The sequence below is a fragment of the Microcoleus sp. bin48.metabat.b7b8b9.023 genome (assembly GCF_013299185.1).
Taxonomy (GTDB): Bacteria; Cyanobacteriota; Cyanobacteriia; order Cyanobacteriales; family Microcoleaceae; genus Microcoleus.
Genome location: NZ_JAAFKG010000040.1, coordinates 32,949 through 48,910, shown reverse-complemented (window position 1 = coordinate 48,910; position 15,962 = coordinate 32,949). Strand labels below are relative to the sequence as shown.

Genomic DNA, 15,962 nt, shown 5'->3' with positions numbered 1-15,962 from the left:
TATGCGGAAAACTCAGCGTCTTGAGACCTGAGAGGGCTGCAACGAAACGAGGCTAGAAGGTAGAAGGCATTCGGCATTCGGAAATAAAAATTTGTCAATCCAAAGATTGTTATTTAGATTGTGATTTTTAAAGCCGGCAATCTTAAATTTTACCTTGTGCCGAATGCTTTTAGCAGGAACTTGTGTTAGATGTGCTGACAATTCCCGACCACTGGATTTTTTTTAGTCGATCGCGGCGGTAGGAAAAAAAGCGAGCTGAGTCAGAATAAGTACAGAAAGGAGCGATCGCCACCTGAGAAGAATTAATTCCCAACTGCTGCAATTGCAGAGCATTGCAGAGGCGAACATCCAACCGTACTTTTCCCGGTTCTGGATCGGTCAACACAGGTGATTCGGGTAGTTGGTGTAAAAATTCCAGAATGCCGTCGGCTGTTGCACCAACTGCATTCCCAGGAGCAATCGTGGCTCCCAATTCCGCTGCCACTTCCACAGATACCTGGTAAACCTCTCCACCGATCGCCGGCCCGAGAGCAATCCTCAGATTTTCTAATTGACTGCCTTGTGCCACAAGTTGAGCGATCGCCTCTGGTAATATCTTAGCAGCAGTCCCGCGCCAACCAGCGTGAACGGCGGCCGCGAGTCCCGTGCCGCTATCAGCAATTAGCGCCGGTACGCAGTCAGCCGAGCAAACCCACAGCGCCTCAAAATCTCGCGATGCTACCAAGCCATCGGCCTGGGCATAGGTGGGGATAGCTGTTTCCGGATCTAGAGCCACAACAGGGGGCAATCGATCGGTTTTGAGTACGACATTGCCGTGTACCTGTTGGAGACGGTAAACGGGAGATCCTGGTGCTAAAACTTCTGTGAGTTCGATCGGGCCGCGCGGCGAGAAATCGCGAGTAAAAAAGCCGTGAGACCATCGGTCTAGCAAGCTGCAAGTCAGATAGGGCAAGCCTTCGGCACTCTGCTGCCACTTCCAGCTAATACCGTCAGGTTGTCCGGTAGGTTCAGAGTCAGGAAAATTTGTCAAGCGATCGCCAGCTACTGTCATGAAACTTATCCTTCCCCAAGCGCATCAATTAGTTAGCTTGTATTGTAAACAATCAACAATTTTGCCAGCCAAGTTTAAATTGGCGATCGATCGAGAGGGGGAGATGGGGAGAGGGGGAGATGGGGAGATGGGGAGATGGGGAGAGGGGGAGATGGTGGGAAGAGGAGCTTTCTCAACAGACACGAACACCAAAGCGCTATTATCAATGTGGCCGTTACAGGCGAGTTGGCAGTCCGTTGATTGGGAGCGGAAAAACCAGGGTGTCGATCGCGAATCTACGCAGCATTCGAGCTGTTCGACGCGAAAAAAAATTGCCTTAAGCCCGGTAAAATCAGTTAAGTCTGTATAAAGATAAGGATTGCCATACATACATTCAATCCAGCCCCCGCCAAAAAACAGATACTTGCTTTCCGACTCCAGTCGCCAGCAGCCCAAAACTTTAGACTAAGATTCCTCCTCCCAGATTCCAAGCTGCGAGTAAATCTAAAATCTAAAATCTAAAATCTAAAATTGACTAATCTTCTTGCGCCCCCCCTGTTGAGTTGGGAAAAAAAATCGTGAAACCAGTTCCAGACAAGCAAATAACAGCCCATTTGAACACCAAACAGCAAAAAAATCACCCCACAGGCGCCCGGACTCGATCGCGCCTTTTGTCCGAACGCTCAATGCTGGTGGGACTAGGTTGCCTTGCCAGTCTGGGGCTGCTCAGCAAAGGCCTAGTTTGGGCCCAAACTGAAACTCCGCCAGCAGAACAAGCCCTCCCCGGCGCAGCAGAACTTCAGCCACTATTTGAAGCACCTCTGGCGCCCCCGGAACCCGAAGCCCAAGTGCAGCGAGAACCAGATCCCGAACCCCAGGCAGAAGTTCGGGCCCCATCGCCAGATTACATCACCGAACAACCTCCGGCCCAATATTATCTACCGGAACCCGCGCTGATTCCCCTGCCAGAAGCGACGGCCCAGGAACCTCCTTTTGAAGCACCAGTTAACCCAGAAGCCCGCGCTGCCACCGACCAAACAGACTACAGCGTTGGCGCTACCAGCGAATACGAAGCGCCCACAAGGATTGAGTTTGCAGAAAGATCGACAGGCTGCGAAGGTTCCGTGTCAGGAGGACAAGGAGTTGGCGGTTTGTGCGGGCCTGCTGCTGTTCCCGAACCCGTGACAGCAGAAGCAGCCCCTCCCAGCTACAGCCCAGAAAGGTCGATCGCCGAACAGCCCAGCTACAATCCGCAAACTCCCAGCGCAGGCGGCCCTTATATTGCCACCCCTCCTCCTCGAAATCTGCCACAAAGCCCCGGGACTCTTCCGAACCTTCCGGGCAATGTTCGGGGAACTGTCGCCGGAAATAATAGCGGAAATCCTATCAGTAAAGTAGGTCAGGCCGCTCAACAAATAGGCAACCAGCTTTGGGGACAGGGCAACCAGTCGGAATCTGCTTACACACCCTCGGGCTACTCAGCAGACAGCGGATACCCAGCTAACCCCGGATACTCAGCAGATGGTGGATACTCCATTAACACGGCAGCCTACGCCGCTGGCCCACCCGAACCCAGCATGGGACTAGGGCCAGTGCAAGTCGGCGCGATTAGTGTCAGCAGTGGCAGCAATACAGGTTTTGCTTACTACAATCTCACCCCGCGTCCCTTAGGCCGGCCTGGAAATGGCAACACCAGCCTGCTGTTTCCGCTATCGATTGCTGCGGAAATTACTTCACCATTTGGGTGGCGGACTCATCCGGTTATGGGCTACGGTAAGTTTCACACCGGAACGGACTTGGGAGCCCCGATGGGAACGCCCGTACTGGCCGCTTATGCGGGTCAAGTGGCGATCGCCGATTGGTTGGGCGGTTACGGTTTGACAGTGGTTCTCAGCCACAGCAAACAGTCTCAGGAGACTCTCTACGGACACCTTTCTGAACTGTTTGTCAAACCAGGAGAGTTTGTGAAACAGGGTGATACGATCGGGCGCGTCGGCAGTACGGGAATGTCTACAGGGCCTCACCTCCACTTCGAGATTCGGCAAATGACCGCTCAGGGTTGGGTGGCGATCGACCCCGGTGCTCAGCTAGAATTCGCTGTAGCAAAAATGATCGGCACTTTGGAAACCGCCAAAATACCCCAAATGCCAAAATTTGTGGAAACACAAAGCGCTAGTGCACTCAAGGATTTGGAAAACGATCTGCCCCAGCTTCCACCTCTGCCGGTGGGAATGGACATCGAAGTTCACAACCTCCAGCCACCATTCCCAGAACTGTTAAAAGCTGACACTTCTGCGCCGAAGGATAAGGAAACCTCCAAACCCAAAATTCAGAAGCAAGCTAGCAGATAGGTTTTTTATGAGGACTAAAGTCCTCACTACAAACAATCAAACAGGTTCGTAGTGAGGACTTTAGTCCGCATCCATAGAAGGACTAAAGTCCTCACTACAAACAATCAAACAGGTTCGTAGTGAGGACTTTAGTCCGCATCCATAGAAGGACTAAAGTCCTCACTACAAACAATCAAATAGGTTCGTAGTGAGGACTTTAGTCCGCATCCATAGAAGGACTAAAGTCCTTAGTACAAACAATCAAATAGGTTCGTAGTGAGGACTTTAGTCCGCATCCATAGAAGGACTAAAGTCCTTAGTACAAACAATCAAATAGGTTCGTAGTGAGGACTTTAGTCCGCATCCATAGAAGGACTAAAGTCCTTAGTACAAACAATCAAATAGGTTCGTAGTGAGGACTTTAGTCCGCATCCATAGAAGGACTAAAGTCCTTAGTACAAACAATCAAATAGGTTCGTAGTGAGGACTTTAGTCCGCATCATAGAAGGACTAAAGTCCTCACTACAAACAATCAAATAGGTTCGTAGTGAGGACTTTAGTCCGCATCATAGAAGGACTAAAGTCCTCACTACAAACAATCAAATAGGTTCGTAGTGAGGACTTTAGTCCGCATCATAGAAGGACTAAAGTCCTCACTACAAACAATCAAATAGGTTCGTAGTGAGGACTTTAGTCCGCATCCATAGAAGGACTAAAGTCCTCACTACAAACAATCAACAAAAGCCTCCCATAATAATTGGTAAATTGTAGCTTATGCTAATAGCGCAGTATTTGTGGGAATTAATTTTATTTCTGATTATTATAGTCTGCCCAATTCCCCTAAGCTTGTCTCTGACCTTCGAGAATCAAAAGGAAAACAGTAACTATTCATTTCCTCATTTTATTCTCGTACTTTTGACGGGATGGAGTATTGCACAAATTTGTATAGGTTTGATTTTAGGAAGTGCCGATCGCCTAAATCTGGCTGCGGTCATTCTAGCAGAAATGTTGATTTGTGCGATCGGCTTAATTCTGATTTATGCCAAAAACCAGAAATCTTTTAGCTTCTCGCAGTGGCAGATTCCCCAACTCAAGCAACCTCTCAACCCATCCGAACTCCTAATCATTGGTGCCACCGCATTTGCAGGATTTGTGTTGTGGGAAACCCTAGCAACTAAACCCACAACAAATTATGACTCATTGTGGTTTCACCTACCTGTAATTGCCAGATGGTATCAAACCCACTCATTTACATTCTTAGATGCCGCCGGAAATTGGATTTTTGAACACGAGCAAGCCCGAGTATATCCCTACAATTGGCACGTCTTGTCTGCTTTGTGCGTACTCCCCTTCAAAGAAGACTTTCTCACAGCTTTTCCCATGCTAATTGCCTGGGTACTTGAAGGAATTGCCGTCTATCTATTAAGTATAAAATTTGGAGCAACGAGATTTTATGGCATGGCAGCAGCATCTTTAGTATTAACAGTACCGATGATGCTCAACCAAGTTAACACCATTCACCCAGACTTACCGCTAGCTGCGATATTTACAGTCGCTTTATATTTAGGTTTATCCTATCACAGCAGCCGATCGCAATCCGAGCTATCCCTATTTTTGGCATCTGTAGGAATGATAGCCGGAATTAAAATCACTGCCCTAGTCTATGCAGCCTCACTTTTAGGAGGATTAGCAATATTAGAAATTAAAAAATTCATCGTTAATAAAAATTCTACAGGGACTAATTTTAGAATTCGCCACATCAAGCCAGTCTTGGTGTGCGGCATACTTTGCTGCTTGTTTTTAGGAGGTTTTTGGTATGCGAGAAACTTGCTGCACATCAATTATCCTGTTGGTGATTCCCGCCAGATTAACATTCCCTTACAGCCTGTTGCCCCACCGTCTCCCGTAGCTGGGCCAAAACCTCCCGTAACGTCACCAAAACCTCCCGTAGCATCGCCAAAACCAAGCGTAACGCCGTCACCAAAACCTCCCGTAGCGTCACCAAAACCAAGCGTAACGCCGTCACCAAAACCTCCCGTACAGCAGCCAACACCTAGCATACCTGCGCCTTCTGCTTCGCCGCTGTTGAAGATTTGGCAAAGCACTTTAGCCGCTCAATTTAATCCCAGCAATATTTCCCACTGGCAAATATTCGGCTTGCAAGTGCTGATTAGATTGCAACTGCCATTTCTGGCGATCGCACTTCAGGCCTTAGCAGCACCTCTGGCTTTGACCCAAGGTAAAACCAGAATCAATCAAAACAATATCATTTTAACCGTAGTTCTCGCCAGCACCGGAATTCTCTACGTCATTACACCTTACACCTCCGGGACTGCCGGAGAGGCGATCGGTCAACTCAGTCCTTTACTCGGTTTTAATCTCAGATACGGCTTTCCCTTTTTGAGCTTACTGGCGATCGCAGCAGCAGCAACCGCAACTCTGCTCAAAACTCGCAAGCAAGTAATTGTAGCAGTTGTTTTAATTAGCAGTATTTCCGGAATTATTAGCAACACAATTTTTGACCTGATTAAAAATGCTTCTTTCACCGGCAAGAGTATTGTTTGGGGAAGCTGGTTAATTGACAGATTTAAATCTAATTTCGCGGAAGCCATCAATCTGGTGGTAAAAATATTAGCGCCCAGTTGGCCGGATTTAGGAATCTACCCATTAATTTATGTTGGATTACTGCTGCTAGCTGGGATTATATTTAAGCGCAATGCTAGCTTGATTGGCTTGAAAAATCTACTCGCCAGCTTAAAAAAGTCGAGTTACATAATGATAATTTGTGTCTGCATAGCATTGATGGTAAGTGCTAGTTGGGTGGCGAGGGAAAAGCGAGACGTTGCTCGCGCCGAACTGTATCGCGGAATTTACGAATATATTGACAAAAATACAGTACCAAACGATAAAATTGGCTTCTTTCTAAGTTACCGCAGCTACCTGTTTTACGGGAGAAATTTGGACAGACAAGTTTTGTATGTGCCGTTTAGAGCCGATCGACTTCCGCAATGGATGGACAACCTCCACAAAAATAACATTAAGATGGTAGGATTCGGGCCATTAACTGATACAGACGAATACACCAAACTAGCTTTATCTTGGCTGACAAGTCCCGAGGGCCCGTTGCAACCTGTTTTCGGCAAAGATTTTAATACTGAGTCGGTTCTGTATCGCTTAAAATATTAAAATATATACAGGTACGTTGTTGGGCTTGAGCCTCCTTATATTTATTATATAGTAAGCGCCGTCTCATCAAAAAATCTATTTACAGTCATATAGCCTTTCTGAAAAAGATGAGGTATGAATGACATCCTATATAAGCACTAAACTAAGGAATGAAAAATATAGCCTTTCTTAAAAAGATGAGGTATGCCTGACAGCTTGTATAACCGCTTAAAACTAGAGGGCTAAAGCCCAACAACGTACCTCATCTTTCTGAGAACCTATAACTTGCACAATTAAACTCCAGAAGCCTTGATGCTAGCTAAAGTATTCCTGAATTAGTAACATTATTTATTTTTCATTACCAAGAAGGGCTAAAGCCCAACAACGTACCTCATGTTTCTGAACTCTCATGAACCCAACTAAAACTCTATTTTCAATTATAGTTCCGACTTACAATCGCCCCGAGCAATTAGCGCAGTGTCTTCAGTCTTTTGTTGAACTAGAATATCCGCGCGATCAGTTTCAAGTGATTGTCGTCAACGACAGCACCGAAATATCTGTAGAAACTACAATTTCCCCTTTTCAAAATGGGTTAAATCTCACACTTCTGACACAACCCAACTCAGGCCCCGCAACGGCGCGAAATACTGGGGCTTTTGCAGCCGAGGGTAAATTTTTAGTGTTTACAGACGATGACTGTACTGTGGCGGCAGATTGGCTGCAAAATCTAGAAAAGCGATTTCGGGAAACACCAGACTGTTTAATCGGAGGTCGAACTGTCAACGCGCTGCCGGATAATATCTATTCTACTGCCAGCCAGCAACTGATCGATTACCTTTACAGTTATTACAATGCTATTGGCGATCGCGCACAATTTTTCACTTCTAACAATTTTGCCCTTCCCGCTGAGGCTTTCGAGAAAATCGGCGGGTTTGATATGAGTTTTTCGCTGGCGGCTGGAGAAGATAGGGAATTTTGCTTTCGGTGGCTCAATTTGGGAGGCCGCGCGGTATATGCTCCCGAAGTGACAGTCTATCATTCCCACGCACTAACTCTGCGGAAATTTTGGCGGCAGCAATTCAATTACGGTAGAGGTGCTTTTTTGTTTGGGGAAATTATCTCGAAAAGTGGGGCTAAGGGGAAACGGCAACATCCGTCATTTTATCTGAATTTGCTAATTTATCCATTTTCCCAGGGATCGGGTATTCAAAAGCTATTAATTGCTGCTTTGTTTTTGGTTTCTCAGGCGGGAATTGCGGCGGGGTTGTTTTGGGAGAAAAATGTTTTTTTTGAGGAATAGAGTTTGTGGATGGGGAGCTTCAGTTTTAATAGGATCGGAATGATTTAACCACAGAGAGCGCAGAGGACACAGAGAGAAAATAGAGAGATTAATCCAAGACGATGCTACCGGATTTTATATAATTCGTGGCTGACTCACCAGAGAAGTACGAACTATTGTCTGCTTTGTTTTTGGTTTCTCAGGTGGGAAGTGCGACAGTTTTTTTTTGGGAAAAATGTTTTTATTGAGAAATAACATGAAGTTCATTAAAATAACCATTATCGGTTCGTAGTGAGGACTTTAGTCCGCAAAAAAAATAGGAATCAACTCCTCAATACAGGTTCGTAATAAGGACTTTAGTCCGCAAAAAAAGAGAGGACTGAAGTCCTTGCTACGAACCTTTTCGTAATGAGGACTTTAGTTCGCAAAAAAAGAGAGGACTGAAGTCCTTGCTACAAACATTTTTTGGGAAAAGAGAGGACTGAAGTCCTTACTACGAACCAATTTATGATTACACAAATCCGTGTTCTGCTAAGAATTCCGGTGTAATTGTTCCTAAACTGTTGATGGCGGGAGTTTCTTCCCAGGGTTCGGGATGGGCTTGCCGGCCGCTGCGGAGAAATTTGGCTACATATTTGCCTAGTATGTCTGCTTCTAAATTAACTAAACTTCCCGCCTGCAAATAGCTGAGGTTTGTCTCGGAAAAACTGTGCGGAATTACGGCAACTTCAAACCAATTTCCGTCAGCATCGCAATCTGCTACGGTGAGGCTGATGCCGTTGACGGCGATGCTGCCTTTGGAAACGATGTATGGTGCAATTTGACGCTGCCATCCTGAATTGGCTGTTGGTGGGGCTGTAAACTTCATCTCCCAAGCGTTGGCGGTTTGGGTGGATGTCGCTAAGGTGCCGATCGCATCTACGTGCCCCGTCACAAAATGTCCGCCCAATTTGCTACCGGCGCGCAGGGAACTTTCTAGGTTTACCCAAGCATCGGGTAATGCTCCCAAAGTAGTGCGGCGCAGGGTTTCCGGGGAAGCGATGGCAACAAAACCTTGAGGCAGAACTTCTACTACTGTCAAACAAACTCCATCTACTGCTACGCTGTCGCCAACGGCTAAATCTTGTAAAATCTGGTAGGAGTTGCTTGAGGTGCAGGAAATTTGGAAGTAATCGTTGCCTAACGATTTCAGCTTTCCGAGAGATTGAATTAGTCCTGTAAACATAGTTATTTTTTCGCAGTCGATCGCTTACTTACATCAAACCACAGTCACAAACCAGACGCAGGAGCTTTTGCCGTCCCCTCTAACCCTTTTGTCAATCGAAAATCGACAATCGAAAATCGACAATACCCGATCGGTTGCAGATTCAGGCGCAGATCGAGTCATACTGGATTTAGGCGATCTTTATGTCCAAGTTGTCTACCGGAAATTTTGGGGTTAGGGCCTTGTTACTTTGACTCCGCTCAGCAAATCGCCTTTTAGGACGACTTTCATTAGTCCTACTAAAGCCTTGACGTTTTGTAGAACCTTTGCAATCATGTAGCGAGGAGGCCAGCACGTGTTTAATTTAACATTCGAGTACAAATTAAAACCAACAACAGCGCAAGTGGCAATTTTTGAAGATTGGCTAGAACAATGCCGTCGAGTGTATAATTATGCCTTGTCAGAGCGCAAAGATTGGTTCAAGTCTCGTAGCTGTCAAATTAACGCTTGCTCTATTCGCTCTGAGTATATTATCCCGGCAGACAAACTTAGACCAACATACGCTAGCCAGTGTAAGGGACTAACTGCATACAGAAAAACCAGCACGTCACTGCAACAAATTAATGCTCAAGTATTACAACAAATATTGCGCCGACTTGAAAAAGCATTTGTTAGTATGTGGGAGCAAAATCACGGGTTCCCTCGGTTTAAAAAAAAGGGAGCAATGAGGTCATTTGTATTCCCCCAAATGGGAGTGATGCCTGTTGTAAGTAACTGTATTAAATTACCTGTAATTGGTTGGGTAAGGTTCCGTCTATCTCGCCCAATTCCAGATGGCGGAATTGTCAAACAGGCGCGTGTAGTTAGGCGTGTATCGGGCTGGTATGTAATGCTAACCATTCAATGGGATGTCTATATTCCTGATATTATTCCTCACGGGAATCCAGTAGGAATAGATGTCGGATTAAGTAATTTTATTGCAACTTCTAACGGGCTTTTAATCAAGCGCCATAGGTTTTTTATTGATGCAGAACGCAAGCTTAAATTGCTGCAAAAACGTGTCAGTAGAAAGCGTATAGGCTCAAATAATTGGAAAAAAGCTCATGAAAAAGTAGCATTGCTGCACGAGTACGTGGCTAACTGCCGTAAAGACTGGCATCGCAAACTATCACATCAGATATGCAATGATGCAGGAATGGTGTTTGTCGAAGATTTAAATCTGATAGGATTGTCGAGAGGAATGTTGGGCAAGCATTGTTTAGATGCTAGTTTTGGTCAATTTCTCAAGATTTTGGAGCAAGCCTGCTTTAAGCGCGGGGTTTATTTCCAGAAAGTAGACGCTAGGAAAACCAGTCAAATTTGTCCGAATTGCGGTACAGAAACAGGTAAAAAAGAACTATCAGAACGCACTCATAATTGTTCAAATTGCGGATATACAACTGACAGAGATGTTGCAGCCGCACAAATAGTTCTCCAACGAGGACTTGCAGCCGTAGGATATACGGTCAAGATGCTTGCTGAGGGTAAATTCATTGGAATCCCTGCGAAGCAAGAATCCCCACGCCTTTAGGCTGGGGAGTGTCAACGCCTTGCAGTGTCTTAATTCTATGAGGCCGATCGAATGATTGAAATGAAAGTCGCTGGAATTGCCTTAGATGCAGCCACGCGCAGCCCTATTGTCCTATTGAGAGACGCTACAGAGCGTCGCGCTTTGCCTATTTATATCGGTCAGGAGCAGGCAAAGGCTATTATTAGCGCTCTAGAAGGTCACAAGCCTCCTCGACCTTTAACTCACGATTTGATAGTCAATTTCCTAGAGGCCTGGAGTCTTACCTTGGAGCGCATAGTGATTCACTCGCTGCAAGATAACACGTTCTATGCCGTGCTGATTGTCCGTCAGGGTGAAGTGAAAAAAGAGATCGATGCCCGTCCCAGCGACGCGATCGCCATAGCTCTGCGGACGAATAGCCCCATCTGGGTGATGGAAGAAGTCGTCGCCGATGCTTCTATACCGGTCGATCGAGATGCTGATGAGGCCGAACGCCGAGCTTTCCGAGAATTTATTTCAAACCTCCGTCCAGAGGATTTGATCAAGAGAAGCGGCTTGGGCCAGGGCGAAACTTCGTCGTAGTAATATTTATGCGCTATCGACGGTTTGGCAAAACGGAGTTACACCTGTCTGTTTTTTCCTTAGGAACCATGCGCTATCTGGCTTCTGAGGAAATTGCCTGCCAGACTGTACGGCAGGCGGTATCTCAGGGAATCAATCACCTGGAAACGGCGGCGGGTTACGGTTGTAGCGAGGAATATCTGGGCGCGGCCCTCGCATCTGGTTTGTCTGTCGGTCGATCGCGCTTCCACGTCACCACGAAAATCCCTCCTGGGGACGATGCTGCTGCCACGGAACGCTGCATCGACTCGTCTCTCAAACGCTTGAATTTAGACTATATCGATTGTCTGGCAATTCACGGTTTGAATGCTTGGGAACATTTGGCTTGGGTGCGATCGCCCACAGGCTGCATGGAAGCTGTACGCAAAGCCTTGGCTGATGGCCGAATTCGGCACGTCGGTTTCTCGACTCACGGGCCTCTGGATCTGATTTTGGCTGCTATAAATACAGATTTATTTGAATTTGTCAATCTGCATTATTACTATTTTTTTCAGCGCAACGCCCCGGCAGTTGAACTCGCCAAGCACAAAGATATGGGCGTTTTCATTATTTCTCCGGCAGACAAAGGAGGGCAACTCTACACGCCCCCAGAAACTCTCGCAAAATTGTGTTCGCCTTTCTCGCCTTTGGAGTTGAACTATCGGTTTTTACTGAGCGATACTAGAATTGGAACTCTGAGTGTGGGGCCTGCAAATCCGACAGAATTAGAGCAACCTCTAAAATATGCCGATCGCGACTTTCCCCTCACCCAGGCCGAAATTGCTGCGTTTGTGAGGCTGGAATCGCTGATTGCCGATCGTTTGAAAACTGACAAATGCAGCCAGTGCTACGCCTGTTTGCCTTGCCCGGAAAACATCAACATTCCCGAAGTATTGCGGCTGCGGAATCTCGCTGTCGGGTGCGACATGACTGAGTTTGGCAAATACCGTTATGCTATGTTTGAAAATGCCGGACATTGGTTTCCTGGAAGCAAAGGCAACCGCTGCACCGATTGCGGCGAATGTTTGCCCAGGTGTCCCGAAGAGTTGGACATCCCAACTTTGCTCAAAGACACTCACCAGCGACTGAATGGCAAAGCGGGCAGGCGGTTGTGGGATTGAACACCAGTTGACAGTTGACAGTTGACAGTTGACTGTTGACCTGTGGTAGGGGCGGTGCCAAGAGTGCCCGCCCTCTTAGTTCATAGTTCAAAGTTCATAGTTGACAGCAACCTTTAGCTGGAAGGAAGAGGATTGGAGTAATGAATCATCTTCTTTTAATTTCTTCCGATCGGGCTTGGGGCTTTCAACCAATTCTTTCTGGTAAAAAAACTAAATAACAAAATCTGGTTGAAGAGCCAGAAACTTTATTTCTATGACAATACCCCAGTTATTTTATTACTTTCTTCGAGCCAGCGAGAGCCAACATTTTTCTGATGGGTGATTAACGGAACTCTCTCTAAAATCTCAACTTCCCAATCTCAACTTGATACTTCCAGATTAATATCCCGTGTCATCTACAAACGATTCAGCATTTACTACTATGGCTCAAACTCAGTTAAACGACAGCCAGCAAAACTGTTCGGAGCTTACTAATTTTGGGACTTCCGAAAGAAGATTGAAAGCAGTTTTCAGACCTTCTACCTACAACTTGTCTGTCACCAGAAAACAATTAATTGGATTGCTGGCTTTACAAACCATCTTGCCAGTCGGATTAACGGGAGCAGCACTTTGGCTAACATCAACTGTTGGAAGCAGCGAACTGCAAAATCAAGCTAAATCTGAACTGAGCCTTAGTGAAGGTAACTACAATCTTAAACTCGATCGCGCTGCATTCAGTTTGCAAAACTCCTCTGACAGCAAAACGATCGCCCAAATAGCCTCAGCTTATAACAGCGGTAAAAACATATCAAATTTGCGACAATCTGTCAAGGATATTTTGGAAACCCAAGTTAAAACAGGGGAAATAGACAGTGCTGTCTTAGTGGGAAAAAACGGGCAGATTGTAGTTAGCGTCACCCCCAACATCAAGGAAAAAAGTGTTAACCTCCAAAAAATAGTCGATCGAGTATTCGCTGCCAAAAAGCCAATAACCGCCAGCAAAATTATTGCCAAATCGGAACTTCAGAAACAATTGGTATCTTTGCCGCGCGCTGCGGGAGACGGTAGCGTTCTCGTCCGCTACACAGCAACTCCTGTAAAAGATCCCAAAACTAAGACGGTGATTGGTGTCTTAGTGTTAGAAAAAATTTTGAGCCAAACGACGGCAGTTGCTAGCAGCGAAACCATCAATTTACAAAGTGGCGGATATCGCGCTATCTACTCCGTCCCAACTGACGGCAAATTTGTGTTGGCAAGTTCGCAAACATTTACCAAAAATCAAAAGTTGCCAGATTTGCTGGCAGACAAATCGCTGCTGAAATCGGCACTCGCAGCCGCCGGCAAGCCTGTCGCTCAGGAAATGCGAACAGGCAGTAAAACTTATACAGTAGCTGCTCAATCCCTGGACAATTTAGCCGGAAAACCCGCAGCAATTTTAGTGCGGGGAATTCCACAAACTGATCTCGCATCCTGGTGGGTCAATAATTGGCTGCTAGCACTGTCTGTGGCTGCCGCCGCACCCCTGGCCTTGGCAGTAGGAGTCACCCGCCTCCTGGCCAAACCAGCTAACTCAGATTTATTAACAGCAGACGGCAATTCACGATCTAACTCCACCGCCGAAGCGCAGCCACAATCGGCGAAGTGCGTTAGCGAAACCCTAGAAAAGGATCGCACTTCTGACAATTTATCTGACAATTTAAATTTGGGCGAACTCCCCGGTTTATTCCCGAAACAACCGAATTTAGACAGTCAATTAGCGATGGATTTTGAGTATGGAAATTGTGCGGGCGATCGCGCGCAAATCACAAATCCCGAAATCTCGCTAACTGTCCCAACCCCAGTATTGGCAGCCAACTCAGGCTCAAACCACCCACAGCCGACAAATACAGAACCAGCAAAAAGCTCGATCGCCTTAAATCAAGTCCAAGAAGCTTGGCAAGACTTAAATCGCCTCAACTTGGAATTGCAGCGAGAAATACTCGAACGTCAAAAGGTTCAAACAGCCCTGCGGAAGAGCGAAGAACTGCTGCAAGCGATTTTAGACAACTCCACAGCAATGATTCACATCAAAGATGCTGACGGAAAATACCTGCTTACAAACAGCCATTTTGACAATTTGTTCCACATGGCAAAAGAACAAATAACTGGTAAAACCGACGGCGATATTTTTCCTCAAGACAAAGCAGCAGTCTTGCGAGAAAACGACCTAAAAGTGCTCGAAACCTGTTCGCCGCTAAGTATCGAAGAAGTCATCCCTCAAGACGATGGCCCGCACACTTATCTGTCTCTCAAATTTCCCCTCTGCAACTCCGAAGGTACAGCTTATGCAGTCGGTACAATTTCTACAGATGTGAGCGATCGCAAAAAAGCCGAACTCACCCTAGAAAAAGCCAAAGTAGAACTAGAAATAGAAGTCGAACAGCGCACGGCATTCCTCAAACAAGCCAACCAACTCTTGCAGTTTGAACTCGCTGCCCGAGCCCGCGGCGCCATTACCGTCAGACAAATGACGGCTCAAGTAGCCCGACACGCCAGAACAGTTGACGGCATTCTCGGCGCATCCCTCGACCTAATTTTTCTAGTGGATCAGTCGGGAAGGTACACTTACGTCAGTCGCACCGCCGCCCAAGCTGCCGGCATGAACCCCAGAGAAATGATTCGCAAAACCTGGCAGGAATTAGGCTGGCCTCCAAACATTATGGAGCGGGTTCACCAACAGTGCGATCGCATATTTGTCACAGCCGAACCCGCCAAAGGCGAAGTAATCGTCCCCACCGCAGCCTGGGGAACCCGCGACTACGAGTACATTCTCAGCCCGGTGTGTGCGACAGACGGTAGCGTGGAAGCGGTGGTAGCCACGCTGCGGGATATCACAGAGCGCAAAGACGCCGAGGAAGCGTGGCAGTTGGCAAAAGAAGCCGCCGAACTTGCCAACCGCGCCAAGAGTGCTTTTCTGGCAAACATGAGCCACGAGTTGCGGACTCCCCTAAACGCAATTATCGGCTACAGCGATATGCTGGTGGAAGATGCCGAGGAGGTGGGCAACTTAGAGGTAGTTTCGGATTTAGACAAAATTCGGACTGCTGGGAAACACTTGCTGCAACTGATTGACGACATTCTCGACATTTCCAAAATTGAAGCTGACAAGATGGAGATTTATCTCGAAAGCTTCGATGTTGGCGGCCTCATCGAGGAGGTGGCGACAACCATCAAACCGTTAATTGAGAAAAACGGCAATACCTTGCAAGTATTGAGTGCCGAGAATATCGGCGCCATGCACGGCGATTTGATGAAAGTGCGGCAGGTAATCCTGAATTTGCTGAGCAATGCTGCTAAATTTTCTGAGAATGGGGCGATCGTACTTACTGTCGAAAGAATTACCAGTGAAGAATTTAAAAATAAATATCAACCGCGAGTTGTTCAAATGTTAATTTTGGATGCTGAATATTTAGTTTTCCGAGTGACAGATACGGGCATCGGCATGACACAAGAACAGCAAGAGCGACTGTTCCAACCTTTCACCCAAGCGGACAATTCAACTACTCGCAAGTACGGCGGTACAGGTTTGGGATTGACTATCAGCCAGCGTTTTTGTCAGATGATGGGCGGTGATATTGAAGTTACCAGCGAGTTAGATTGTGGTTCTACTTTTACGGCTTTTCTGCCTGCTTCCTTGTTTAGGCGATCGGAATTTCAATAATTTTG

10 protein-coding genes are annotated in these 15,962 nt (G+C 46.7%); 8 read left to right on the top strand and 2 right to left on the bottom strand.

Annotated elements, in window-relative coordinates:
- Positions 1–169: 169 nt before the first annotated feature.
- Positions 170–1,051, bottom strand: a complete 882-nt coding sequence (gene pgeF, locus QZW82_RS21180; RefSeq protein ID WP_293152347.1) for a peptidoglycan editing factor PgeF — start codon at positions 1,049–1,051, stop codon at positions 170–172.
- On the opposite strand from pgeF, the gene QZW82_RS21175 reads away from it, so the two are divergent.
- The 4 genes from QZW82_RS21175 to QZW82_RS21160 all read left to right on the top strand — a co-directional run bounded on the left by QZW82_RS21175 (position 1,050) and on the right by QZW82_RS21160 (position 7,825).
- Positions 1,050–1,400: a hypothetical protein gene (locus tag QZW82_RS21175; RefSeq protein ID WP_293152344.1), complete on the top strand. Its 351-nt coding sequence runs from the start codon at positions 1,050–1,052 to the stop codon at positions 1,398–1,400. The genes pgeF and QZW82_RS21175 overlap by 2 nt on opposite strands.
- Before the next feature lie 208 nt (positions 1,401–1,608).
- Positions 1,609–3,381, top strand: a complete 1,773-nt coding sequence (locus QZW82_RS21170) for a peptidoglycan DD-metalloendopeptidase family protein (protein WP_293152341.1) — start codon at positions 1,609–1,611, stop codon at positions 3,379–3,381.
- Positions 3,382–4,134: 753 nt separating this feature from the next.
- On the top strand, positions 4,135–6,546 hold the full coding sequence (locus QZW82_RS21165) for a hypothetical protein (protein WP_293152338.1): 2,412 nt from the start codon (positions 4,135–4,137) through the stop codon (positions 6,544–6,546).
- Between the two features lie 388 nt (positions 6,547–6,934).
- The gene (locus QZW82_RS21160; protein ID WP_293152335.1) at positions 6,935–7,825 is read left to right on the top strand and encodes a glycosyltransferase; all 891 of its coding nucleotides are present in this window, start codon (positions 6,935–6,937) and stop codon (positions 7,823–7,825) included.
- A 490-nt stretch (positions 7,826–8,315) separates the two neighbouring features.
- Here the strand turns inward: QZW82_RS21160 and ribE are convergent, their stop codons facing one another.
- On the bottom strand, positions 8,316–9,029 hold the full coding sequence (gene ribE / locus QZW82_RS21155; protein ID WP_293152332.1) for a riboflavin synthase: 714 nt from the start codon (positions 9,027–9,029) through the stop codon (positions 8,316–8,318).
- A gap of 334 nt (positions 9,030–9,363) precedes the next feature.
- On the opposite strand from ribE, the gene QZW82_RS21150 reads away from it, so the two are divergent.
- The 4 genes from QZW82_RS21150 to QZW82_RS21135 all read left to right on the top strand — a co-directional run bounded on the left by QZW82_RS21150 (position 9,364) and on the right by QZW82_RS21135 (position 15,957).
- The gene (locus tag QZW82_RS21150) at positions 9,364–10,578 is read left to right on the top strand and encodes a transposase (protein WP_293152329.1); all 1,215 of its coding nucleotides are present in this window, start codon (positions 9,364–9,366) and stop codon (positions 10,576–10,578) included.
- Positions 10,579–10,629: 51 nt separating this feature from the next.
- Positions 10,630–11,139, top strand: a complete 510-nt coding sequence (locus QZW82_RS21145) for a bifunctional nuclease family protein (protein WP_293152327.1) — start codon at positions 10,630–10,632, stop codon at positions 11,137–11,139.
- 8 nt (positions 11,140–11,147) lie between these two features.
- Positions 11,148–12,278 carry an aldo/keto reductase gene (locus QZW82_RS21140; RefSeq protein ID WP_293152324.1) on the top strand — a complete coding sequence of 377 codons (1,131 nt, stop codon included), beginning with the start codon at positions 11,148–11,150 and terminating at the stop codon, positions 12,276–12,278.
- Positions 12,279–12,666: 388 nt separating this feature from the next.
- Positions 12,667–15,957 (top strand): PAS domain-containing protein, encoded by a 3,291-nt coding sequence (locus tag QZW82_RS21135; RefSeq protein WP_293152321.1) that lies wholly within the window; start codon positions 12,667–12,669, stop codon positions 15,955–15,957.
- The last annotated feature ends 5 nt before the right edge of the window (positions 15,958–15,962 follow it).